Genomic DNA, 22,705 nt, shown 5'->3' with positions numbered 1-22,705 from the left:
CCATTACTCCTCAATCACATGAACCTGCGTGCTTCCTGCACGAACTTGGGACATTCCTCGCAAGACCTTGTCAGAAAGTTCCTTATTCTGAGCAACTCTCAAGGTTTCCTGAATACTATCCCACTCGCTCTTTGATAGAACTACAATATCTTCATCTGGATTTTTATTGACTACTGTCAAAGGCTCAAACTCATCGTTTACCTTCTTCATGTAGTCTTTTAAATGATTTCGGAATGTTGAATAAAGAACTGCTTCCATAACCATACCTCGTTTTACCTCTTTTCCACTATTATACACAAAAAGAAAAAAATTGTCAGGAACTTGTACAAGTTTTTTCTTTCCCAACTATTCATTCGAAAAAAATATAAAAAAGCCTACCTTTCAGTAGACTTCGTTTGATTCGATTCTGATTGGCACTCTGCCAAAATTTTGTTCTGCGATACTAGGGTGTCCCAGTTGATAAATTTGGTCTGCCTTTTGTGTTATGGCATCCCAAGGCTCTTTACCGATTCGGCTGACGAGATTGACCTGCTCCTTGAGAGCTTTAAGGTGTTGTCTGCCTTTTTCGGTAAAACCAAGGACGTGAATACCTTCTGGCAGGCCACTTTCTCTAGCCTGCACCAAGATATAGGTCAAGAGACGTCTCACACGCGCCTTGGTGTAGCGTTTGGTAGCCACTAACTCTACCAATTCTTCCAAAGTCTGTGACGTCTTAATAGCCTCCTTGATGCGCACCGCCATTTCTTGATTGACCTGATAGATGGCTGTTAGATCTGGATTTGACAAGATTTGATAGCGAAGCAAAGGATAATAATCTTCCCAGCTCACCTTACTAGCATTTTCAAAGAGGTTAACGGAAGGCATAAAGCATTCTAAGAAATCTTGATCATTTTGATTCTGACGAAGAGCTGTCGCCGAAGCAAAGTCAACATCCTTATCCACCGAATGGTAACCAGCACCCTGACGTTGAATTGGATGAAGTTTGATGTTTCGCCCTGCTACCGCTTTAGCATAGGCAAGTGCAAGGACATGATTGGGCGTATCACCAGAAAAATCAAGACCTGCAAATTCCTTCCACATAGCTTGGGTTTTCTGGGGATAAGAGAGGGAGTCAGGCAGATTTTCCACAAATTTCTCCATCTCTTGACCACGTTCTGAGTATAGGTCTGCAATTTTTTGGTAATCCAGAACTTCTTCTGTCCCAAATGCCAGGGTATCAATCCCCAAACGAGCCAAGATAGCCACTGCACCTTGGCCGAAAAAATCCGCCGCTTGGACACTGACTAAAAAGGGCAATTCTACAACTAAATCCGCGCCATGTTCCAGCGCCATCTGGGCTCGTATCCACTTGTCAACGATAGCCGGCTCGCCACGTTGCATGAAATTCCCAGACATGGCAACGATTTTCAGTCCCTCTGCCTGTTTCAGCAGGTATTTATGGCCATTATGAAAGGGATTGAACTCCGCAATAATACCTGTAATGGTCATGGTAATCTCCTACTTCTGTGCCACAAAAAACCAACGGGTGCTCGTTTCTGTCGGTTCCTTATCCTCAAAATCCGCATAGAGTTTGAAGGATTTGAAGCCAGCTTGTTCCAGCAAAATATCATAGGTCAAGACCTCGTATGTACGCTCCTCATGTACCTCATCATGACGGCTAAAGGAACCATCTGCCTCCTTGACAAAGAAGGTCAGTTCATGCACGATGGAGTGAGGAGCATCGTCCTCATAGGTATCCCAAAGCATGGCAAAATCTTCCGCATTTTCATGATAAGAATAACCTGGGAAAACCTCATCAGTCTGGTAGGTCGAATGGACATCAAAGATAAAGACTCCGTCCTCATTAAGAGCATTATAGACTTCTTTAAAGACATCCCCTACTTCCACCTCGTCCTGCATGTAGCAGATAGAGTCCGAATAACAAGTGACAAAGTCGTATTTACCAGCCTTGGATAAATCCAGCATATTACCTTCAATAAAATCAATCTTTTGCTTGGCTGAAGCCGCTCTCTTTTCGGCAATCTTCAACATATCCGCACTCAAATCAAGCCCAGTTACATCAAAACCAGCCTGAGAAAAGCGAACGGACTGGATTCCTGTACCACAAGCCAGCTCCAAGAGTTTCTTTCTCTCCTTAGTCTTAGGCAAATGACGGAGGGAAAAATCCGTCCATTTATCGTATAAACTATCATCCATGACTGCATCGTAAACAGCCGCAAAGGTTTCATAAGTAGGCATAATTAAGTTACAAAGAGCGTCCCTGGCAAATACCACTCGCTCTTTACCTTTCAATCAATTTTTCTAAAATAAGCAAATAAAACCCAGTTGACTGCAACTGAGTTCATCTTCTAAGCCAGAGTTTCTGAGAGGTCTACTGACTCTGCCTCATGCCAAAGTTTTTCTAGATTATAGTGGGCACGCATTTCTTCTGAAAAGATATGCACAACGACAGCACCGAGGTCTAGCAAGACCCAGCCACCGGCTGCATCACCTTCGACATGGCTGCCTTTAAAGCCTGCTTCAGCAACTTTTTCACGGATATTATCAGCGATTGCGTCCAGCTGACGACTGTTCATAGAGCTAGTGATAACAAAATAGTCTGTCACACTGGTCAATTCTTGTACATCAAGTGCGAGGATATCCTCGGCGCGTTTCTCATCAGCCGCTTTCACGACTAGTTCTAGTAATTCTTTTTCGTTCATTTAATCCTCTTTCTAGAAAATATGTTTGTAATCTAGGACATCTGCAAAGCGCCCCTCCCAAATGCCCTCATAAAATTTATTTATCGTTTCTGCTGGAATGTCTTTCCCATCAAACGTTGTGCAAGTTCCTTCTGGAATAATAAGCTGATAGCCATATTCAAAGGCAACCTTGACAGAGGTATCCACACAATATTCTGTCTGCATACCACATAAAACTAATTTTTCAATCCCCTGTTTATCCAAGTATTCTTTTAAACCAGTTTCTTTGAAAATACTGTTATACCTCTTCTGAAAGACCTTTTCATTAGGTTTTCGACTTAAAAGCTCAGATAACTGCCAATCTTCTGATGTTTGGGCTTCAGAGTCCTCAATATGTTGAACATAAATAATTTCGATATTCTTGCTTCTAGCCTGGTTTTGTAAATAAGAAATTTTTTCCAATAGACTATTTGTCTGAAAACCGGTTTCCACTAAAATATTCTGAACATCAATGATTATAAAAGCCGTCTTCATTTAGTCCTCTTTCAAATAGTGCACATAGGCGTTATAGGTTTCAAGGGTTTGGGGATAGATGGGAAATCCCTGATGAGCTAGATGCTCCACAGTACGAGCTGTTTCGTAGGCCACTGCCTTATTGAGCGATAGCTCAGCAATTTCACGCGCCACATCCACTCCTGGAAAGGCACGGTTATGCTCGATATAGTCTGCAACGTAGATGACTTTGTCTAGATCTGTCATCTGACCAGCCCCGACTGTATGAATTTCAATAGCTCGTAAGATTTCTAGATCATGCAAATCCAAATCTTCCTGAATCTTGTAAATTCCAACCATGCCATGCCAGACATTATTGCCCCAGTTTTTGAGATCAGGGTCTAGCTGATATCGGTCAATCAAGTCTAAAAATTCCTGATCTGACAGCTTTTTAGCATAGTCATGAAGAAGACCTGCTAGACCTGCTTTCTCAGTATCCACACCGAATCGCTGGGCCAGTTCTATGGCTGCACGCTCCACACCCAAACAATGGGTTAAGCGTTTTTCAGGTAGCAGCTCTGCCATTTTATCCAACAAAGCCTCACGGGAACAGTTGATATAGTCTTGATAGGCCATCAGTAGAGCCCCTCCTTCTCGATGTAGTCTAGCACCGGCTGAGGTAGGAGAAAGTTGGGTTTTCGTCCTTGGGCAAGGAAGTCCCGCACCATGCTGGACGAGATATCCATGAGAGGCACATCCACCCAAATAACAGGATAGGAAGTCCCTGCCTTGTAGCGTGGGCGCTGAACCCCCACAAACTGAACCATGTCGACCAGTTCATCAATTCGGTACCACTTAGGCAGATAGTCCACCATGTCGGCACCGATGATAAAGTAATAATCGGTATCTGGATTCTTCTCTGTCAGAATCTTCATGGTGTCGTAGGTGTAGGAAATACCCTTACGTTCTAGCTCGATGGTTTCAATAGCTAGACCCTCGATTCCATCAATCGCTAACTCAAGCATTTTGAGACGGTGGTGTTCAGAAATGGTTTCCTTTTTGTCTACGTGAGGGGGGTGATATTCGGGCATGAGCAGAACTTGATCCAATCCCAACTGCTGGCGAACTTGGTCTGCCACGATAAGGTGGGCGTTGTGAACAGGATTAAAATTCCCCCCTAAGATTCCAACTTGCTTACGTTTTTTATCCTTGATTTCTGGCTCTAACTCCACTTTTGTAAAGGGAGTTAATAATTCAATTGCCATAGGTTAATCTCCTTTACTCTTCTGTAAAAACAGCTTTTGGGAGTATCGTTCTTAGATTTCTTTAACTTTTTTAGAAATCTTGCGATTTTCTTTCTTGCTTGATTGTTTATACAAAATCAAGATGCGTCCGATTTTTTGGACTGTATCCACACCAATTTCTTCTTCCAAGATTTCAGCTACTTCGTGGATATTTTCATCTGTGTTTTGCAAGAGAGTAACCTTGATCAATTCGCGGGCATCAAGAGCCTGACGAACGCTGGTTTTGATTTGGTCGTTGAGTCCATTTTTCCCGATTTGAATGATGGGTTTAAGGGTGTGTGCCTGGCTGTTGAGGAAGGCACGTTGTTTTGATGTTAATGACATAATTTCTTTAAAAGAGTTTCTTTTTATACTTTTCTGAAGTGGTTACGGACGTCAGCAAAGTCCTTTGGACTTTCATGACTAAAATTTGAGCCTAAGGTCTCAAATTTTCCGCAGTTGGTACAAGCTCTTGTACCAACTAACACCACGGCGAAAAGTATTCTTTATGGGGCTCGCCATGCTCGCCCAAATTCAGACAACCCTTTCCTTTCTGTGTTTAAATAATTGCTTTGCGTGTGACGACGGCGACGCCTTCTGGGGCCCAGACGGCGACTTTGGCTGTGCCTGTTACACGGATCCACCCTAGGCCTGAGATGACTAGGTCTGTCTTGTCCTTAATGGTAAATACATGCTCAACCAGTTTAGGAAAATCTTCTTTTTCCTTGCTATTCGGCGGTGTAAGGAGGGTTCCAAGGTGCTTGTCGTAGAAAGCACCAGCGCCTTCAAGCTTGGTACGGTGCAATTTGAGTTCATTATCAAAGAAAGCTGTGAATCCTTGCTTTTCACCCGCAATGAAGTCAAAGCGTCCGAGACCACCTAGAAATAGGGTTTGTTCAGGATTGAGCTGATAGGTTTTAGGCTTGATTTCCTTTTTAGGACTGACATACTTGAGGTTTTTAGCCGTCAAGTAGTGGGCCATCTGGTGGCGGTGGATAATCCCTGGTGTATCGTAGATATAAGAACCATCATCAAGCGGAATCTCAATCTTGTCCAAGGTTGTCCCTGGGAAGCGCGAAGTCGTGATGACGTTCTGGTCACCCGTGATTTCTTGAATAATAGCATTGATAAGGGTTGATTTTCCAACGTTGGTCACACCGACCACGTAGACATCACGGCCCTTACGATACTGCTCGATTTTGTCAATGACTTCCTTAATGGCATGCTTGTTTTGAGCCGAAGTCAGGACGACATCCACAGGACGAAGACCTTCTTCGTGGGCACGTTCCATCAGCCACTGGCTAATCTTACCTGGCTTAACTGACTTGGGCAAGATATCTTTTTTATTTCCCACCAAGAGAACATCATTGCCCGAGACGAAACGTGGCAAGCCTGGGATGACAGACCCATTAAAATCAAAGATATCAATGACATTAACCACTAAAGCATCACTGTCTCCCACCTCGTGCAAGAGCTTGAGGAAATCATCGTCTGTCAACTGAACATCTGTGATTTCATTGTAGTGGCGCAGGCGGAAACAGCGTTGACAATAAACTTCACCTGTCTCCAAACCTTTTTCAAGTGCTGACTGGGGTGTGAAACCAAGCCCAGTCTTATCTTCCGTCTGAATGATTGCTCCACAACCAATACAGAGAATTTCTTCCATAATTAGATTCCTTTTTTATAAGTAATAGGGCCGTATTTTTCAGCGATTTTTCTCACCACACGACGCTCACGCGCTCGGTTAATCTGAGTCTTAATAGAGTCGTGCTGGACCAAGGGTTTGACCAAAATCGAGCGAATGCCTGCACGGTGGGCTGCCCGAATATCCGTCATGAGTTGGTCGCCAACCATGACCACTTCGTCTTTTTCATAGTGGAAATGTTTCATGGCACGGTTAATCCCTAAAGTAAAGGGCTTCAGTGCCCAGTAAACATAGTCAATGTCAAATTTCTCAACTGCTCGTTGGACGCGTTTTTTAGTGTTATTTGATACCACAATGATGCGAATGCCCGCGTCCCGAAGATCATGTAGCCATTGCTTCATCTCTGGCGTCCCGTCAGGGTTGTTCCAAGCAATGAGGGTATTGTCCAAATCGACCAAAACAGCCTTGATTCCATGCGCCTGCAGGCTTGGGACTGTCAGATCATAGACTGCTTCCACAGCAAAGTCTGGCATGTAGTTTTCAATCACCATTTTAGCTCCTTATCTTTTATTTTCTAGTAATTTTCTTCAGCCATTGAGATAAGGCCACCCATAAAATCAAGCTAGTCATTAAGATATAAATCCAAGCATTTGGCTCTTCTGTAAATGGTAGAGGAACATTCATTCCGAAGAAACCTGTAATAACCGCAAGTACTGCTAGTAAGACGGAGATAATAGTCAAAATTGACAAACTATCATTCAAGTTATTGTTTAGGATGTTGTTGTAAGAAGCTGAGAGTTGTTGCAAGACTTGAGAAATCAAGTCTGTCATAGATACCAACTGATGGGCTTCAATCATGGCATCATCAAACTGCTCTCGTTCGACATCATTAAATCTCCGATAAAGAGCATGGCCCTGGATATGTTCCAAGAGGAGTCGATTTTGTTTTGCTGCTGCTGTCAAGTAAACCATACCAGTCTCCAAGTCAGAGAGGGCGAAGAGATTTTTCTTTGTTGTAGTTTGACGTAGCAAGGCACTAATTTCGTCCTTACTTTTATCCATCTCTTCAATGACAGGATAATAAGCGTTACTGATAATCTCTAAACCAGCAAAGAGAAACTTGTAAATAGAAAGCGACTCATGGCTATCCAGATAAGCTGACATCTGATCAATGACATAAGCATTCTTGTGATTGCTGATGGTAATCATTCGTTGTTTTTCCACGATAAAGGTCATGGGAATCGCTTCATAATATTCTTTGTCTTTTTCTAAATCAAGAACATTATAAATAAAGGTTACCGTCTCCGTTTCACGGTTATAATCCATATGAGCTCGTTCATTTCTATCCAGAGCATACTCAATGGTTTCCTTGTCCAATCCATAGATGTCAGAAAGATCTTCCATATTTTTAATCTTATCCACATCAAGGTCTATCCAGGTACAACCATTGCCCAACTGCTTTTCTAAAACCATCTTTTCTCCTTTACAAAACTCTTTCTATTGTATCATAAATCTGCTAGAATTTCAGACCTGGTCTGTCCGAGAGAAATTGCTGACAACGGTGATATTCCGATTGGGAACGAAGTGCAGAACCTGGTCTTCTCCTCTGAGTTGAGTAGTTCGAATACCGACGCTGACAACCTTGCCCGATACAGTAATAGGACCATTTGTCAGAACAACCTCATCTCCCACATCCAGTTGCCGTTCGAAAAGGATGAAAAAGCCATTGATGACATCAGACAGAAAACCTTGAGCTCCCATTCCAATAGCTACCCCAGCAATCCCAGCCCCAGCAAGTAAACTAGAGACTGGCAAACCTAAAATCGACAAAATGCAATAGAGTAAAAAGAAATAGAGAGTATAATTAAACACATTCTCTAATAAACGTGAAATGGTTTTCTGACGTCCAACATCATGACGAGACATTTTTAGAGAAGGTTTGACAATTCTCTGCACCATGGTATGGAGCAATTTCTTAGCTATATAAAAAAGTAAAACTAGGAATAACAGAGAAATTAACTTAGTTAAGATATTTTCAATAATCGTTGTAACATCAAGCTTATTGAGGTAGGTTTGAATAAATTCTTTCATAGAAAACTCCTTTTATCTATTATACCATACTTTTACAAGTGATGAATCTCCATAAATATTCAAAAATAACAGTAAAAATAGACAGAAAATTCTTGATTTTAGTTCATCTTTATACTATAATCATAAACATTACACAACAAAGGAGATTGTTATGAAAAAATGCATCCATGCTTGGAATAAGGCAAGCCTGATCAAACGGATTTTGATTGGTATGCTTATTGGAGGAAGCCTAGGACTGACACTTCCTAATATTTCAGGAATTGGTTTACTCGGAGATCTCTTTGTAGGAGGCCTTAAGGCTATTGCTCCTATCCTGGTCTTCGCCCTAGTTGCCAACGCCCTTTCTCAACACCAAAAAGGCCAAGATAGTAATATGAGAATGGTCATTTTCCTCTACTTACTTGGAACTTTTACTGCGGCTCTTGTGGCGGTTATGGCTAGCTTTCTCTTTCCTGTTGAGATTGTCTTAAGTAGCGCTAGTACTGAAGTTTCTCCTCCAGATGGTATCGGTCAAGTGCTTAGCAATCTCCTCCTAAAACTCGTAGACAATCCTGTCAATGCGCTTATTCAAGCTAACTATATCGGGATTCTATCTTGGGCTGTAGTTTTCGGGATTGCCATGAGAGAAGCTAGCAAGACGAGTAAAGAGCTCCTCAAAACAATGGCCAGTGTTACTTCAAAAATTGTCGAATGGATTATTAACCTGGCGCCATTTGGTATCCTCGGATTAGTCTTCGAAACCATCTCTGGACAAGGTATTGCGAGTTTAGCAAATTACGGAATCTTACTCGGACTTTTGATTGCCACTATGGTTTTCGTTGCCCTAGTGATCAATCCTCTGATTGCTTTTCTATTTATCAAGAGAAATCCTTATCCGCTAGTCTGGAAATGCTTGCGTATCAGTGGTGTCACCGCCTTTTTCACACGTAGCTCTGCAGCCAACATCCCAGTCAATATGAAACTCTGTAAAGATCTTGGACTCAATCCTGATACTTACTCTGTCTCAATCCCACTTGGATCAACCATCAATATGGCTGGCGCTGCTATTACTATCAACATCTTAACTCTCGCAGCAGTCAATACACTTGGAATCTCTGTTGATTTTGCAACTGCCTTTGTACTCAGTATCGTTGCTGCTATCTCAGCCTGTGGGGCTTCTGGTATTGCGGGTGGCTCACTCCTTCTCATCCCTGTCGCTTGTAGCCTCTTTGGTATTACCAATGATATTGCCATGCAGGTTGTGGGGGTAGGATTTGTCATCGGTGTTATCCAAGACTCTTGCGAAACGGCCCTCAACTCTTCAACAGATGTACTCTTTACAGCAGTTGCCGAATTTGCTTCTGCTCGCAAAAAATAATCAAGGGCGGTGGGACAGAAATCGATAGACAAAGTCTCGATTTCGTAGTCCCAGCCCCGCGAGGATGATTAGGAGCTTTTTGGAGTCTAAAAGACGAACAAAAAGTTCAATCAGCTACCGCGTCAAAGTTTGATTGCTAATAAAAAGTGAGGTCGGGATCTTTTGTTCCAACCTCTTTGTCTGGTTTCTATCATTCAGTTTAGGAAATGTCTCATGTCTATCACCCAACGTACTTTTAAACTTGTTTTAGCCACTTGTCTGGCCTGTGTTCTAGCCTACTTTCTTGATTTATCTTCGGCTGTTTCTGCTGGTATCATCGCCCTTTTGAGCTTATCAGATACCCGTAGAAGCACGATAAAACTAGCTAAAAACCGCTTATTCTCAACCCTGCTAGCTCTGTCTATCGGCGTCTTGTCCTTTCAACTAACTGGCTACCATATTTGGAGTTTTGGTCTCTATCTCGCCCTCTATGTCCCTCTTGCCTACAAATTCGGATGGGAAATTGGCATTACCCCTAGTAGTGTCTTGGTCAGTCATCTCTTAGTTCAAGAGTCTACATCACCAGAACTACTAGCGAATGAACTCCTCCTATTTCTCATCGGTACTAGCTTTGCCTTGACTGTCAATCTTTACATGCCTTCTCGTCAAGAAGAAATCCATCTCTATCATCTCAAGGTAGAAGAAAAACTCAAGCATATCCTACTTCGTTTTGAATATTACCTTGGAAAAGGTGATGGCCGAAACCGTGCACAACTTGTTGAAGAACTGGATCAGCTCCTTGAAGAAGCGCTCAAACTCGTCTACCTAGACCATTCGGATCATCTTTTTCACCAAACCGATTACCATATCCACTATTTTGAAATGAGACAGAGACAGAGTCGCATTCTTCGCAATATGGCTCAGCAAATCAATACCTGTAATCTAGCCGCAAGTGAAAGCCTGATCCTTGCTCAACTTTTTGCGAAAATTGCAGATCAACTCAGCCAGACCAATCCTGCCGATGATTTGCTATCTGCCATCGAAGCCTATCTTGAAGTTTTTCGTCATCGCACGCTCCCAAAAACAAGAGAAGAATTTGAAACACGCGCAACCTTGCTCCAACTCCTACGCGAATTGGAAAACTTTATCCAACTGAAAGTTGATTTCTACCAGCGTTATGCTAAAGAATATAGCGATTTATCTTAATAAACAAAACACCTTTTGAACCGCAAAAACTTGCCATTCAAAAGGTGTTTTTCTGTCTTATACTCAATGAAAATCAAAGAGCAAACTAGGAAGCGAGCCGCAGGCTGTACTTGAGTACGGCAAGGCGAAGCTGACGTGGTTTGAATTTGATTTTCGAAGAGTATTAAACCTAGCTAACTAGTGAATCTTACTGAGTAGCAAAATTGCTATGAACTCCTAATGATAGACTTATCTTTCCCTTAAGAAGTATAGATGGAATTTCTAAACTCATTTGATTCCTTGAGATATGCTTTGTATATAGCTTTTTTCAACGTCTGAACAGGAGTTTCAATGAAACGGTATTGTTTTTGACTGATATTTCCTGCTTTGATCTGAGCAAGTTCTTCTTTTACCGCTTCTTCCATCAATTGCTTCATTCGTTCAGGACTGGAAATCACTTCTGACTTACCTTTATAGTCAATATCAAGAAAATTAAATATGATTTCTTTGTTACAGAGCAAAAAAACCACAAGTAAAATCAGATTTTCTGACTTCACTTGTGGTATGTTTCATAAATATGATTACTAAATTCTAGCAAAACTCCAAAGCCATTTGCCTATCTCTTTTTCACCGACATTAAGGATATGTCTCGCAAACTAAAGAAAGTGAGAGCAAGCATAGCTACTGTGATAAAGAATTCTGTTGGCAGTTGGAAGATTTGTAAGATTGACAACATCAATAGAATCAATAGGGCAACAAAAGCAAATACTAGAATAACAATGTTGACCGTTCCCTTGATACTTTGAGGTGTCGCAAATACATAGAGTAAGAGTAATAAAATCCCTATGATTAAATAGACCATTTTCTGCTCTTTCTAGCTTTTATTCAGCTGACTTTTTCTTTTTGTTTGCTTTCTCACGCTCTGCCTTGTTAAGGATTTGTTTACGCAAACGGATAGACTCTGGTGTTACTTCCATGTATTCATCGTCGTTCAAGAACTCAAGTGATTCTTCAAGTGTCAAGATACGAGGTGTCTTGATAACCGCTGTTTGGTCCTTAGTAGCTGAACGAACGTTGGTCATTTGTTTAGCCTTAGTGATGTTAACTGTCAAGTCATTTTCACGAGAGTTTTCACCGATGATCATTCCTTCGTAAACCTCAGTACCTGGGTTGACAAAGATAGTACCACGTTCTTCGATAGACATGATTGAGTAAGTTGTTGCCTTACCAGCATCGATAGAAACGAGGGCACCACGGTGACGACCACCAATTTCACCTGGAATCAATGGCAAGTATTGGTCAAAGGTGTGGTTCATGATACCATAACCACGAGTCATTGACAAGAACTCAGTTGAGTAACCAATCAAACCACGTGCAGGAACAAGGAAGACCAAACGAGTTTGACCATTACCAGTTGAAATCATATCCAACATTTCACCCTTACGTTCAGAAAGGCTTTGGATAACAGATCCTTGGTATTCTTCTGGGGTGTCGATTTGCACGCGTTCAAATGGTTCACATTTAACACCGTCGATTTCTTTTACGATAACTTCTGGACGAGATACTTGAAGTTCATAACCTTCACGACGCATGGTTTCGATAAGGATTGACAAGTGCAATTCTCCACGTCCTGAAACAGTCCATTTATCTGGTGAATCTGTTGGTTCAACACGAAGAGATACGTCTGTTTGCAACTCAGCTTGAAGGCGCTCTTCAACCTTACGGGAAGTGACCCATTTACCTTCACGACCAGCAAATGGTGAGTTGTTGACCAAGAAGGTCATTTGAAGAGTTGGCTCATCGATGTGAAGAACTGGCAATGCCTCAACTGCATCTGTTGGAGTAATCGTTTCACCGACAAAGATATCTTCCATACCTGATACGGCAATCAAGTCACCAGCCTTAGCTTCTTGGATTTCACGGCGCTCCAAACCAAAGAAACCGAAGAGTTTTGTAACACGGAAGTTCTTGGTTGTACCATCCAATTTAGAAAGGGTAACTTGGTCTCCGACCTTAACAGTACCACGGAAGACACGTCCGATACCGATACGACCAACGAAATCATTGTAATCAAGAAGAGACACTTGGAATTGAAGGGGCTCATCTGAGTTATCGATTGGAGCTGGAATGTGGTCAATAATGGTGTCAAAGATTGGCGCCATAGTCTTTTCTTGGTCGGCTGGATCATCTGACAAGGAAGATGTTCCGTTGATAGCTGAAGCATAAACTACTGGGAAATCAAGTTGGTCATCATCTGCACCAAGCTCGATAAAGAGTTCCAAAACTTCATCTACAACTTCTGCTGGACGAGCAGATGGTTTGTCGATTTTGTTAATAACAACGATTGGGACAAGGTCTTGTTCCAAAGCTTTTTTCAATACGAAACGAGTTTGGGGCATAGTCCCTTCGTAAGAATCCACTACCAAGACAACACCGTCAACCATTTTCATGATACGTTCAACTTCTCCACCGAAGTCCGCGTGTCCTGGTGTGTCCATGATATTGATACGAGTTCCGTTGTAGGCAACTGCTGTATTCTTAGCAAGGATGGTAATTCCACGCTCTTTTTCAATATCGTTTGAGTCCATAGCACGTTCAGCTAGTTCTGTACGAGCATCAAGAGTTGAAGATTGTTTCAACAATTCATCAACGAGGGTTGTTTTTCCGTGGTCAACGTGGGCAATAATGGCTACGTTACGGATATCTTCTCTTAATTTTGTCATGTTTTCCTCTGTTATATTCAAAAATTTATTTTCTAACTGAACGATTATACCACAATTTTAGGCAAATGACTTAACTCAAGCAAGTGTAAATGTTTTCAAAAAAAATTTCTTTGCTTACCTTTTCTTTTCAAAAGAATCAACTTGTGATAAGATAGGCTGGTATGCGTTTAGATAGATTATTAGCCCAAGAAAAAATCAGCCGTAAGGGCATGAAACAAGCTCTTCTAAAAAAAGAAATCTTAGTAGATGGACAAGCAGCTTCTTCCCTTTCACAGAATGTTGATACAGGACTGCAAGAACTGATTTTCCAAGGCAAAAGAATTCAAGGGTATGAACACACCTACCTCATGCTCCATAAACCAAATGGAGTCGTGACTGCAAGCAAGGATAAGTTACTAACAACTGTCATGGATCTACTGCCTAAGCATCTCCAGTCAGAGCAACTCTACGCCATCGGTCGTCTGGATCGAGATACGACAGGACTCCTCCTCTTAACAGATAATGGTCCTCTAGGTTTTCAACTCCTCCACCCTCAATATCATGTGGATAAAACTTATCGAGTTGAGGTCAATGGACCACTCACATCCGACCACATCCAGCAGTTTAAAGATGGGATTGTCTTTCTTGATGGAACTGTTTGTAAACCCGCTCAACTTGAGATTCTATCTTCAAGTCCAGGCGTCAGCAAAGCCACCATCACCATTTCGGAAGGAAAATTTCATCAGGTCAAGAAAATGTTCCTCTCTGTTGGTGTCAAGGTCACTGCCCTAAAACGCACCCATTTTGGCCCTTGGAGCCTTTTTGACAATCTTCAAGAAGGTGACTATCGACATCTAAACTCACAAGAATTGGCAATTATTCGTGACTTTCTTAGAAAAAGTGGTTAAAAAAGGAGGTTGGGACAAAAGATCCCGACCTCACTTTTTATTAGCAATCAAACTTTGACGCGGTTGCTGATTGAACTTTTTGTTCGTCTTTTAGACTCCAGAAAGCTCCTAATCATCCTCGCGGGGCTGGGACTACGAAATCGAGACTTTGTCTATCGATTTCTGTCCCACCGCCATTTCTTATTTTTCAACTTTTACTTTCCCTGTCCAAGAATCCAAGCCGTAAGAAAGGATATAGATTTCTGAGAAACCTTGTTTTTTCAAGAAAAGTGCTGCATTGGTAACACGTTGCGCACGCTGATTTTCATAAAGAAGGACAGGCTTATCCTTGCGAAGAGCTGCAAGACTTGTCTTCAATTGGTTTGAAGGGATATTACGAGCTCCAAGGATATGTTTTCTGTGGAAGTCAGCTGGATCACGCAAGTCAATCAACTGACCTGTACGAATCAAAGACTCAAACTCTTCATTGTCTACAATTTTTGCCGCACGGCGAATACGAAGATAGTTGTAACCCATCCATGCCAACATCGCCACTATAAGTCCCCATAATACCCAAGTTACCATAATTTCTAATCTCCATTTTTTTCTAAATAGTCTAATTCTAACTTATGCTCTCTGCGAATAACAGCCTCCGCTTCAAGATAATCCAGCTTGTCCATCAAGCCTGCATCATAGATACGAGAAAGTTCTATCTTCATTAGTTCAATGTCATAAAGACGTTTGCCCATATAGACAAGAATGCCGAACTGTTTGAGAAATTGTTGCACATCGTAGAGTGTTTTCATAGCTTTCATTTTAGCAAAAAATCAGAGTTTTTTCAATAGTTCAGAGGAAGATTCCCTTTTTACTGCTTACGAATCTTTTTAATACTCTGATGAATAAGATAGCCGACAACCATCCCAACAAAATTCTGTAGCAAATTGTGAGGGACATCTAACAAGGCTTGCCCCCAACCTTTCATCCAAGCAGTCGCACATGCATATCCAGCTACCATGATGATAGTCGCCAAAACTAATCCAAGCCCCTGCCATTTTCCTTTAAAACCTGCAAAATACCCCTGCAGACCATGGAAAAGCAAGCTGAAGACCATCCAGTGAGGATAACCTGAAATCAGGTCAATGAGAAATCCTCCTAATCCTCCAACAATGGCTCCTTCACGGCGCCCATAATAAAAAGCGGTAAAGAAGATTCCAGCATCTAAAAGAGTTAAGATTCCTGTTTGAGTTGGGATTTTTACAATATAGCCTAAGACTACTGATAGAGCAGTCAGTATTGATACTAGGGCGATTTTAGTTGTTTTGGTTTGCTTCATATTGTCTCACTCCATATTGATCTGCTTGTGCGATAGCACGGTAAACAAAAGCTTTAGAACTTTCTACTGCTGGTAAGAGTTCCTCTCCTTGTACTAATTGACTGGCAATGCTCGATGCAAAGGTACACCCTGCACCAGCATTTTGCCCTTGGGTGACTGGATTTTCAAGGATTGTGTAATTTTCTCCGTCATAAAAGACATCCACAGCCTTATCCTGACTGAGGCGATTCCCACCCTTGATAATGACTGCTGGTGCACCCAAGTCATATAACTTCTGAGCTGCAGCCTTCATATCATCCAAGGTTTCAATCTTTTGGTCTGCTAGCAATTCTGCCTCAGGAAGGTTAGGAGTAATCACAGATACATAAGGGAAAAAGCGAATCAACTCTTGGCAGAGCTCGCTGACAGCAACGTCGTGAGTCTCCTTACAAACGAGAACAGGGTCTAGTACGACAGGCACCCCTGCACGCTCCTTGATAAAGTTAAGAGCTTTTTCAGCAACACCAACAGTCGGTAAGAGACCAATCTTAATCCCTCCAAAGTCTACACTCTTGAGGCTATCCAACTGTTGTTGGAAAATAGTTTCATCTGTCGGAAAGACCTCAAAACCATTTTCTGTCAAAGCGGTTAAACAAGTCATAGCTACAAATCCATGCAAACCATTCAAAGTATAGGTTGCAAGGTCAGCTGCCAATCCGCCACCACTAAAAATATCATTTCCTGAAAGTGCTAAAATACGATTATTCTTCATAACGAATCTCCTTCAAATACAAACCATTAGGCGCTGCAGTTGGACCTGCCAACTGTCTGTCTTTTTTCTCCAAGATGAGGTCAATCTGTTCAATCGGCATCCGATTGTTACCAATTTTCAGCAGGGTTCCAACCATATTTCGAATCTGCTTATAGAGGAAACCATTGCCAGAGAATGTAAAGGTCAAAAACTGCCCTGTTTCATCAACCCTAAGACTAGCTTCCGTGATCGTCCTAACCTTATCCTCTACACTAGTACCTGATGCCGTAAAACCAGTAAAGTCATGTGTTCCCTCTAGTTTTTTTACAGCAAGCTGCATCCGCTCCACATCGAGTGGATAGGGATAATGAGTCGCATAATGGCGACGCATGGGATTTTTAGGACGTCCTCTATCCACGATAAACTCGTAGGTCTTGCTATGCTTGGCATAACGGCAATGAAAATCGTCAGCCACTATCTCAATCGAAAACACATCGATATCTTCAGGACTTTGGGTATCGAGAGCAAAACGAAGTTTTTCCTCATCCATCTGATAGGGAAGGTCAAAGTGGATGACCTGCCCTAAGGCATGAACGCCACTGTCCGTTCGCCCAGCGCCATGAATGGTAATGGCCTGTCCTTTATTTAATTTGGTTAAAGTTTTTTCAATTTCCTCTTGGACACTACGCGCGTGAGGTTGCCGTTGAAAGCCGGCAAAAGCGTAGCCATCATAGGAAATTACAGCTTTATATCTAGTCATGTATCTATTTTATCAAGAAAATTTCTCTGCAACAAGTTTGAGAATTAAAAATTGTAAGGGGACAGTTCTAGGTATCATCTAGTTTTTATCTAGATCTTCTCATTATGTATTTTCGTATAGGTGTTTCAACCATTTGAACGATTTCAAATCCTTCTTTTTGGTAAAGATTGTAAGCTGTTTGATTTTCCTCGAAGACATTTAGAGAAATAGTATCTATGTCTTCATTTTCAAAGACCAAACTGACAAATTTCCTTAAAGCCTGGCTACCTAAGCCCTGCCCCTGTTTCTGGGGGTTGATAAAAAATCTCCCGATATGAAGATTCCTGTCTTCTAGCCTGATTTTCTGGATAAGCCCCACAAACTCTTGTCCATCAAAGATTGAAAAGATTCCTTCCAAATCTTGCAAGACTTGAATTGTCAAGGGAAAAGGAATCATTGGTCCCATCCATTGCTTCTGAAAACTTTCTCCCAAAGCATTAGACCAGCGACAAATGAGTTGGGCATTTTCTATCTGAAGTCCTTTTTCAAAGTGAATTTTCATATTTGCTCCTAAAATTTCTCCTTTATCCAACTATTATACTCTTTCTCTTATTTTTTCCGAATAAATAAGTATGATTCATTTTTACTTTTTTCTTGTAGGAGCTATTCTTGCTTCCTTTATAGGTCTTGTCATTGATCGTTTCCCTGAGCAATCCATTGTTTTCCCTGCTAGTCACTGTGATTCTTGTCAGACTCGCTTGAAATCACTGGATTTGATTCCGATTATTTCTCAAGTGATTAGTAATTTTCGCTGTCGTTACTGCAAGGTTCGCTATCCATTCTGGTATGCTTTCTTTGAGTTGTCTTTGGGACTGCTCTTTCTAGCTGAGTCTGTGGGATTTTTAACTTTGGGGCAAGTCATCTTGATAACTGCCGGCTTGACTTTGGGAATTTATGACTTTCGTCATCAGGAATATCCCTTGCTCGTCTGGCTGATTTTTCACTTAATCCTCATGGTTTGCTCTAGTTGGAATCTAACCATGGCTTTCTTTTTGATTCTTGGAATCATGGCTCATTTTATCGACATCCGCATGGGAGCAGGGGATTTTCTCTTTTTGGCTTCTTGTTCGCTAGCCTTTACACTTACAGAAATTCTGATTTTAATCCAATTTGCCTCCACGACCGGTATCCTAACCTTTCTCCTACTAAAGAAAAAGGAAAGACTTCCTTTTGTGCCTTTCCTCTTGCTTGCTGCTTGTATGATTATTTTTGGTAAGCTACTGCTTGTCTGATAAAGTCAGCGATTTCTGCTACTTGTCCTTCATGTAAAGCCTTAACAATCTTGGAACCGACGATGACGCCGTCTGATACTGCATTGAATCGTTCTACGTCTTCCTGTGTGGATACACCAAATCCTGTCAAGACTGGAATATATGCCACTTGATGCAGTTGAGCCAAGTGCTTGTCCAAGTCATCTCGGTAATTTCCTGATTTCCCTGTAACCCCATTGATAGCAACAGCATAGACAAAACCTTCTGCCCCTTCAATGAGTTCCTTTTGACGCCCCATTCCTGTCGTCAAGCTGACAAGTGGAATCAAAGCAATGTCTGTACCTGCCAAAAAGGGCTCTACAAAGTTAGCGTGCTCATGAGGCAGGTCTGGAATAATCAATCCCTTAACCGCTGTATCAGAAAGGTCTTTGACAAATTTCTCCACACCGTACTGAAAGAGGGGGTTAAAGTAGGTCATGATAACAAGTGGAACTTCTGTTTCAATGGTTTTCAAAGTTTCAACCAAAGCCTGGGTAGAAGTCCCGTGAGCTAGGCTACGCAAGCCAGCTTCCTCGATTACAGGACCATCTGCAACTGGGTCTGAAAAGGGAACTCCTACCTCAATGGCAGACACACCCAAATCTTCTAAAAAGTGAATTGTTTCACCGAGACCAGCCAACCCTTTTTCGTGGTCTCCAGCCATGATATAGGGGACAAAAATTCCCTTTCCAGTTGCTTTGATAGCGTTCAGTTTTTCTGTTAGTGTCTTAGGCATGGGCTTCTCCCTTCTTTGCTGCGTCAGCTTCCAAACGGTCTTTGACTTGAACTACATCCTTGTCCCCGCGACCTGATAGACAGACAATCATAGACTTTTCTGGACCAAGTTCTTTGGCTAATTTCACCGCAAAGGCGATAGCGTGACTAGACTCCAACGCTGGGATAATCCCTTCCACACGAGACAAGAGTTGGAAGCCTTCCAAGGCTTCCTCATCTGTCACAGGAACATAGGTCGCACGCTTGATATCGTGGTAGTGAGAATGTTCTGGACCGATACCTGGGTAGTCCAAACCTGCTGAGATAGAGAAGGCTTCTAAGATTTGTCCATGGGCATCTTGGAGAACATCCATGAGAGAACCGTGAAGAACTCCTGGGCGACCCTTGGTCAAGGTAGCTGCGTGATGCTCTGTATCCACACCAAGTCCTGCCGCTTCAGCTCCATACATAGCTACAGATTCATCTTCCACAAATGGATGGAAGAGACCGATAGCATTAGAACCACCTCCAACACAGGCTACTAGGGCATCTGGCAAATCTTGCCCTGTCAAGTCACGGTACTGTTGTTTAGCTTCTCGACCGATAACACTTTGGAAGTCACGAACAATTTCTGGAAAAGGATGAGGCCCCAAGGCAGAACCAAGGATATAGTGGGTATCATCGATATTGGCTACCCATGAACGAAGGGCTGCATTGACTGCGTCCTTGAGCACGCGAGATCCATCTGTCACAGCTTCCACCTTGGCTCCCAAAAGTTCCATACGGAAGACATTGAGGGCTTGGCGTTTAACATCTTCCTCACCCATATAGATGGTACATTCCATGTTAAAGAGGGCCGCAGCAGTTGCAGTTGCCACACCATGTTGACCGGCACCTGTTTCAGCAATAATTTTCTTTTTGCCCATGCGTTTAGCGAGAAGAACTTGTCCCAAGGCATTGTTAATCTTGTGGGCACCTGTATGGTTGAGGTCTTCACGTTTGAGGTAAATCTTGGCTCCGCCGATATGCTGGGTCAAGTTTTTTGCGTAGTAAAGGGGAGTTTCACGTCCTACATACTGGCGCAAAAGTTGGTTTAACTCTTCTTGGAAACTTGGATCTGCCTGACTTCCACGATAAGCCTCTTCCAATTCCAATACTGCTGTCATCAATGTTTCTGGGACAAAACGTCCACCGAATTTCCCGTAAAATCCATCTTTATTTGGTTCTTGATATGCCATTCTTTACCCTCTCTATAAATCTTCTAATCTTTTCATGATCTTTTTGTCCGTCTGTTTCTACTCCGCTTGATACATCTACTGCAAAGGGAGAGAAATGCTGAATCGCTCTTGCTACATTGTCCTCATTTAGCCCGCCTGCGATGAAGAAAGGCTGGGCTAGTTCTGTCGTATCCAGTTGCCCCCAGTCAAAGGTTTGTCCACTCCCTGCCACAGGAGCATCAAAAAGTAGATAATCTGCCTGAGAATTGGGTACATGCCCCCCTTCATCGACCTGAACAGCCTGAATGCTGCCACAAGGTAAGTTTTCAAATAGTTTATCTACTACCTTACCGTGAACTTGTACAAAGTCCAAACCAACTTTGTCTACCGCTTCTAACAGTTCTGCCCGACTGGGTGAAACAAATACACCAACTTTTTGAATATGGCTAGGAATAAACTTAGCCAGCTCTGTGGCTTGTTCTACGGTCACCTGTCTTTTGCTAGGAGCAAAGACAAAACCAATGTAGTCTGCTCCAGCCGACACAGCTGTTTTTACGGCTTCTTTGGTCGATAGTCCACAAATCTTAACCTTTGTCAATCTGCAACTCCTTGATTCTCTGGGCTACATCTTCTGCCTGCATGAGGGCTGTTCCTACTAAAATTCCGTTAAAGTATGGTGCTACTCGTTTTGCATCCTCCTCTGTAAAAATAGCAGATTCGGAAATGTAGAAGCAATCATCCTTAAAGTGTTTGGCCAAGTCTACGCTGGTCTGCAAGTCAACTTCAAAGGTTGTTAAATTGCGATTGTTGACACCAATAATTTGAGCTCCAAGTCTATGAGCTACTTCCAGTTCAGCCAGATTATGAGTTTCCACCAAAACTTCTAGACCCAGTTCTGTCGCGTAGTCATAAAGCTCCTTCAGTCGTTTTTCAGATAAGGCCGCTACGATGAGCAAGATGACGGTCGCACCTGCATTGCGAGCACGGATGATTTGCTTTTCATCGATAATAAAATCCTTATTCAGTGTCGGGGTCTGTACCTGACTGGAAATCTCTCGCAGATAATCCAAATGACCTTTAAAGAAAACCTCATCTGTCAGAACAGAAATCATAACCGCGCCGTTAGCCTCGTAAGTCTGGGCCTGTTGTACGATATCCACATCGAGATTGATATCACCTAGACTTGGACTTGCCTTTTTGACCTCAGCAATGATTTGCAAACGGTCTTGGTGATTTTTTAAATATTCACTCAACCGATAAGTTTGACGCAAGGATTGAAGCTCCTCTCGCTCCATCTTTTCAACTTCGCGCGCCTTTTGCTCTAGGATACGTGATAAAAATTCCTGACTCATCTTTGATACTCCTGTAATAGTCTGAGTTTTTCAAGGGCCTTACCACTAGCAATCACTTGACGTGCCAATTCAACTCCGTCCTTGATACTGTCTGCTTTACCATTGGCATAGAAACCGAGACCTGCATTTAAGACTGTTGTTTCCAAGAATGGACTTGGTTCGTTATTAAGAACACTGACAAGGATGGCTGCATTCTCATGAGCATTTCCCCCACGAATGTCTTCAATAGCAATGCGTTCCATTCCCAAATCTTCTGGAGTAAAGGTTGATAAAGTAATTTCTCCATTTTCAAGAAGGGCAATGCTGGTAGTTCCATTCAAACCAGCTTCATCCAACCCTTCTGGACCAGCTACTACAATGGCACGTTTGCGACCCATGTTTTTCAAAACCTGAGCAGTACTTTCCAGAAGTTCAGGACGACTGATTCCTAGAAGCTGTGTTTCCAAAACCATTGGATGGATGAGCGGTCCTGTCAAATTCATGATGGTTGGAATTCCCAATTCCAAGCGAGCTGGCATAATGTATTTCATGGCTGGGTGCATGTTTTTGGCAAAGAGAAAGACGATTCCTGTTTGGTCAAATACCTTACCCAGTTGTGATGGTTTGAGATCAATATTGATTCCCAAAGCTTGCAAGACATCTGCTGACCCAGATTTAGAGGAAATTGAACGATTACCATGTTTAGCCATATGGATTCCTCCACCTGCTAAGACAAAGGCTGCAGTTGTTGAGATGTTAAAGCTAAATGACTTATCTCCACCTGTACCACAGTTATCCATAGCATCTTGAATATTTGTTGGAATGTGTTGAGCATGTCCTCTCATGACTTGAGCGAGAGCTGTTCTTTCTTCAGGTGTTTCTCCCTTCATTTTAAGAGCTAAAAGTAGTGAAGCGATTTGTGCTTCTGTCACTCGCCCTGTCACGATGCGTTCGATAACATCTGTCATCTCAACACTTGATAGATCTTCAAAGTTTGCTAATTTTTCAATAATTTCTTTCATTTTGTGT

30 protein-coding genes are annotated in these 22,705 nt (G+C 42.2%); 4 read left to right on the top strand and 26 right to left on the bottom strand.

Going from position 1 to position 22,705, the window contains the following annotated elements; all coding sequences use genetic code 11:
• Positions 1–3 precede the first annotated feature (3 nt).
• From QM874_RS06140 to QM874_RS06085, 12 genes are all read right to left on the bottom strand, one after another.
• On the bottom strand, positions 4–258 hold the full coding sequence (locus tag QM874_RS06140) for a type II toxin-antitoxin system Phd/YefM family antitoxin (RefSeq protein WP_414316630.1): 255 nt from the start codon (positions 256–258) through the stop codon (positions 4–6).
• Positions 259–381: 123 nt separating this feature from the next.
• A complete protein-coding gene (locus QM874_RS06135) occupies positions 382–1,488 on the bottom strand; it encodes a nucleotidyltransferase (RefSeq protein WP_414316629.1) in 1,107 nt (368 codons plus the stop codon).
• A gap of 9 nt (positions 1,489–1,497) precedes the next feature.
• Positions 1,498–2,238 carry a class I SAM-dependent DNA methyltransferase gene (locus tag QM874_RS06130; RefSeq protein WP_414316628.1) on the bottom strand — a complete coding sequence of 247 codons (741 nt, stop codon included), beginning with the start codon at positions 2,236–2,238 and terminating at the stop codon, positions 1,498–1,500.
• A 110-nt stretch (positions 2,239–2,348) separates the two neighbouring features.
• A complete protein-coding gene (rsfS, locus tag QM874_RS06125) occupies positions 2,349–2,702 on the bottom strand; it encodes a ribosome silencing factor (RefSeq protein WP_414316627.1) in 354 nt (117 codons plus the stop codon).
• A 12-nt stretch (positions 2,703–2,714) separates the two neighbouring features.
• Positions 2,715–3,215 (bottom strand): cysteine hydrolase family protein, encoded by a 501-nt coding sequence (locus QM874_RS06120; RefSeq protein WP_414316626.1) that lies wholly within the window; start codon positions 3,213–3,215, stop codon positions 2,715–2,717.
• Positions 3,216–3,809 carry a bis(5'-nucleosyl)-tetraphosphatase (symmetrical) YqeK gene (yqeK, locus tag QM874_RS06115; RefSeq protein ID WP_414316625.1) on the bottom strand — a complete coding sequence of 198 codons (594 nt, stop codon included), beginning with the start codon at positions 3,807–3,809 and terminating at the stop codon, positions 3,216–3,218. It lies immediately after the preceding gene.
• Complete coding sequence (locus QM874_RS06110) at positions 3,809–4,438, bottom strand: nicotinate-nucleotide adenylyltransferase (RefSeq protein WP_414316624.1); 630 nt, start codon at positions 4,436–4,438, stop codon at positions 3,809–3,811. The genes yqeK and QM874_RS06110 overlap by 1 nt, the downstream gene beginning before the upstream one ends.
• Before the next feature lie 51 nt (positions 4,439–4,489).
• The gene (yhbY, locus tag QM874_RS06105; RefSeq protein ID WP_000060171.1) at positions 4,490–4,801 is read right to left on the bottom strand and encodes a ribosome assembly RNA-binding protein YhbY; all 312 of its coding nucleotides are present in this window, start codon (positions 4,799–4,801) and stop codon (positions 4,490–4,492) included.
• A 214-nt stretch (positions 4,802–5,015) separates the two neighbouring features.
• Positions 5,016–6,122, bottom strand: coding sequence for a ribosome biogenesis GTPase YqeH (gene yqeH / locus QM874_RS06100; protein WP_268726772.1), 1,107 nt, complete (start codon positions 6,120–6,122; stop codon positions 5,016–5,018).
• 2 nt (positions 6,123–6,124) lie between these two features.
• On the bottom strand, positions 6,125–6,652 hold the full coding sequence (locus QM874_RS06095; RefSeq protein ID WP_414316623.1) for a YqeG family HAD IIIA-type phosphatase: 528 nt from the start codon (positions 6,650–6,652) through the stop codon (positions 6,125–6,127).
• A 16-nt stretch (positions 6,653–6,668) separates the two neighbouring features.
• A complete protein-coding gene (locus tag QM874_RS06090) occupies positions 6,669–7,574 on the bottom strand; it encodes a magnesium transporter CorA family protein (RefSeq protein WP_049495318.1) in 906 nt (301 codons plus the stop codon).
• Between the two features lie 51 nt (positions 7,575–7,625).
• A complete protein-coding gene (locus tag QM874_RS06085) occupies positions 7,626–8,192 on the bottom strand; it encodes a mechanosensitive ion channel family protein (protein WP_049495320.1) in 567 nt (188 codons plus the stop codon).
• A gap of 151 nt (positions 8,193–8,343) precedes the next feature.
• On the opposite strand from QM874_RS06085, the gene sstT reads away from it, so the two are divergent.
• Entirely contained in the window at positions 8,344–9,549 is a 1,206-nt protein-coding gene (gene sstT / locus QM874_RS06080) for a serine/threonine transporter SstT (protein WP_414316622.1), read from the top strand.
• A 213-nt stretch (positions 9,550–9,762) separates the two neighbouring features.
• Complete coding sequence (locus tag QM874_RS06075) at positions 9,763–10,734, top strand: aromatic acid exporter family protein (protein WP_414316621.1); 972 nt, start codon at positions 9,763–9,765, stop codon at positions 10,732–10,734.
• 239 nt (positions 10,735–10,973) lie between these two features.
• Here QM874_RS06075 and QM874_RS06070 read toward each other — a convergent pair whose 3' ends face one another.
• Genes QM874_RS06070 through typA form a run of 3 tightly spaced genes read right to left on the bottom strand, consistent with a single transcriptional unit; the run spans position 10,974 to position 13,436 of the window.
• Positions 10,974–11,270, bottom strand: a complete 297-nt coding sequence (locus QM874_RS06070; RefSeq protein ID WP_414316620.1) for a ZmpA/ZmpB/ZmpC family metallo-endopeptidase — start codon at positions 11,268–11,270, stop codon at positions 10,974–10,976.
• Positions 11,271–11,329: 59 nt separating this feature from the next.
• Complete coding sequence (locus tag QM874_RS06065) at positions 11,330–11,575, bottom strand: DUF3165 family protein (RefSeq protein WP_223338640.1); 246 nt, start codon at positions 11,573–11,575, stop codon at positions 11,330–11,332.
• A gap of 19 nt (positions 11,576–11,594) precedes the next feature.
• Positions 11,595–13,436, bottom strand: coding sequence for a translational GTPase TypA (gene typA / locus QM874_RS06060; protein ID WP_414316619.1), 1,842 nt, complete (start codon positions 13,434–13,436; stop codon positions 11,595–11,597).
• 161 nt (positions 13,437–13,597) lie between these two features.
• On the opposite strand from typA, the gene QM874_RS06055 reads away from it, so the two are divergent.
• The gene (locus QM874_RS06055; RefSeq protein ID WP_414316618.1) at positions 13,598–14,323 is read left to right on the top strand and encodes a pseudouridine synthase; all 726 of its coding nucleotides are present in this window, start codon (positions 13,598–13,600) and stop codon (positions 14,321–14,323) included.
• Between the two features lie 180 nt (positions 14,324–14,503).
• Here the strand turns inward: QM874_RS06055 and QM874_RS06050 are convergent, their stop codons facing one another.
• From QM874_RS06050 to QM874_RS06025, 6 genes are all read right to left on the bottom strand, one after another.
• Positions 14,504–14,887, bottom strand: a complete 384-nt coding sequence (locus QM874_RS06050; RefSeq protein ID WP_075229335.1) for a rhodanese-like domain-containing protein — start codon at positions 14,885–14,887, stop codon at positions 14,504–14,506.
• Positions 14,888–14,892: 5 nt separating this feature from the next.
• Entirely contained in the window at positions 14,893–15,117 is a 225-nt protein-coding gene (locus tag QM874_RS06045; RefSeq protein WP_414316617.1) for a YqgQ family protein, read from the bottom strand.
• A gap of 50 nt (positions 15,118–15,167) precedes the next feature.
• A complete protein-coding gene (locus QM874_RS06040; RefSeq protein WP_414316616.1) occupies positions 15,168–15,635 on the bottom strand; it encodes an ECF transporter S component in 468 nt (155 codons plus the stop codon).
• Positions 15,613–16,386: a bifunctional hydroxymethylpyrimidine kinase/phosphomethylpyrimidine kinase gene (locus QM874_RS06035; protein WP_414316615.1), complete on the bottom strand. Its 774-nt coding sequence runs from the start codon at positions 16,384–16,386 to the stop codon at positions 15,613–15,615. The genes QM874_RS06040 and QM874_RS06035 overlap by 23 nt, the downstream gene beginning before the upstream one ends.
• Positions 16,376–17,125 (bottom strand): tRNA pseudouridine(38-40) synthase TruA, encoded by a 750-nt coding sequence (truA, locus tag QM874_RS06030; protein ID WP_414316614.1) that lies wholly within the window; start codon positions 17,123–17,125, stop codon positions 16,376–16,378. Before truA ends, QM874_RS06035 begins: the two co-directional genes overlap by 11 nt.
• An 85-nt stretch (positions 17,126–17,210) precedes the next feature.
• Positions 17,211–17,666 carry a GNAT family N-acetyltransferase gene (locus QM874_RS06025; protein WP_414316613.1) on the bottom strand — a complete coding sequence of 152 codons (456 nt, stop codon included), beginning with the start codon at positions 17,664–17,666 and terminating at the stop codon, positions 17,211–17,213.
• Positions 17,667–17,736: 70 nt separating this feature from the next.
• Between QM874_RS06025 and QM874_RS06020 the strand changes: the two genes are divergently transcribed.
• Entirely contained in the window at positions 17,737–18,396 is a 660-nt protein-coding gene (locus QM874_RS06020) for a prepilin peptidase (RefSeq protein ID WP_414316612.1), read from the top strand.
• On the opposite strand, the gene trpA is transcribed toward QM874_RS06020, so the two are convergent.
• From trpA to trpD, 5 genes are read right to left on the bottom strand one after another with little or no spacing between them, the layout of a single operon-like run.
• Positions 18,368–19,150: a tryptophan synthase subunit alpha gene (gene trpA, locus QM874_RS06015; protein WP_414316611.1), complete on the bottom strand. Its 783-nt coding sequence runs from the start codon at positions 19,148–19,150 to the stop codon at positions 18,368–18,370. The genes QM874_RS06020 and trpA overlap by 29 nt on opposite strands.
• A complete protein-coding gene (gene trpB, locus QM874_RS06010) occupies positions 19,143–20,366 on the bottom strand; it encodes a tryptophan synthase subunit beta (protein WP_414316610.1) in 1,224 nt (407 codons plus the stop codon). Before trpB ends, trpA begins: the two co-directional genes overlap by 8 nt.
• Positions 20,344–20,943, bottom strand: coding sequence for a phosphoribosylanthranilate isomerase (locus QM874_RS06005; RefSeq protein ID WP_414316609.1), 600 nt, complete (start codon positions 20,941–20,943; stop codon positions 20,344–20,346). The genes trpB and QM874_RS06005 overlap by 23 nt, the downstream gene beginning before the upstream one ends.
• A complete protein-coding gene (gene trpC / locus QM874_RS06000) occupies positions 20,930–21,697 on the bottom strand; it encodes an indole-3-glycerol phosphate synthase TrpC (RefSeq protein WP_414316608.1) in 768 nt (255 codons plus the stop codon). Before trpC ends, QM874_RS06005 begins: the two co-directional genes overlap by 14 nt.
• Positions 21,694–22,698, bottom strand: coding sequence for an anthranilate phosphoribosyltransferase (gene trpD / locus QM874_RS05995; RefSeq protein ID WP_036759294.1), 1,005 nt, complete (start codon positions 22,696–22,698; stop codon positions 21,694–21,696). Before trpD ends, trpC begins: the two co-directional genes overlap by 4 nt.
• Between the last annotated feature and the right edge of the window lie 7 nt (positions 22,699–22,705).

Source organism: Streptococcus infantis (assembly GCF_047463615.1).
In the GTDB taxonomy this organism is placed as follows: Bacteria; Bacillota; Bacilli; order Lactobacillales; family Streptococcaceae; genus Streptococcus; species Streptococcus infantis_X.
The sequence above is the reverse complement of the archived record's forward strand: the minus strand, read 5'-3'. Positions and strand labels throughout refer to the sequence as shown.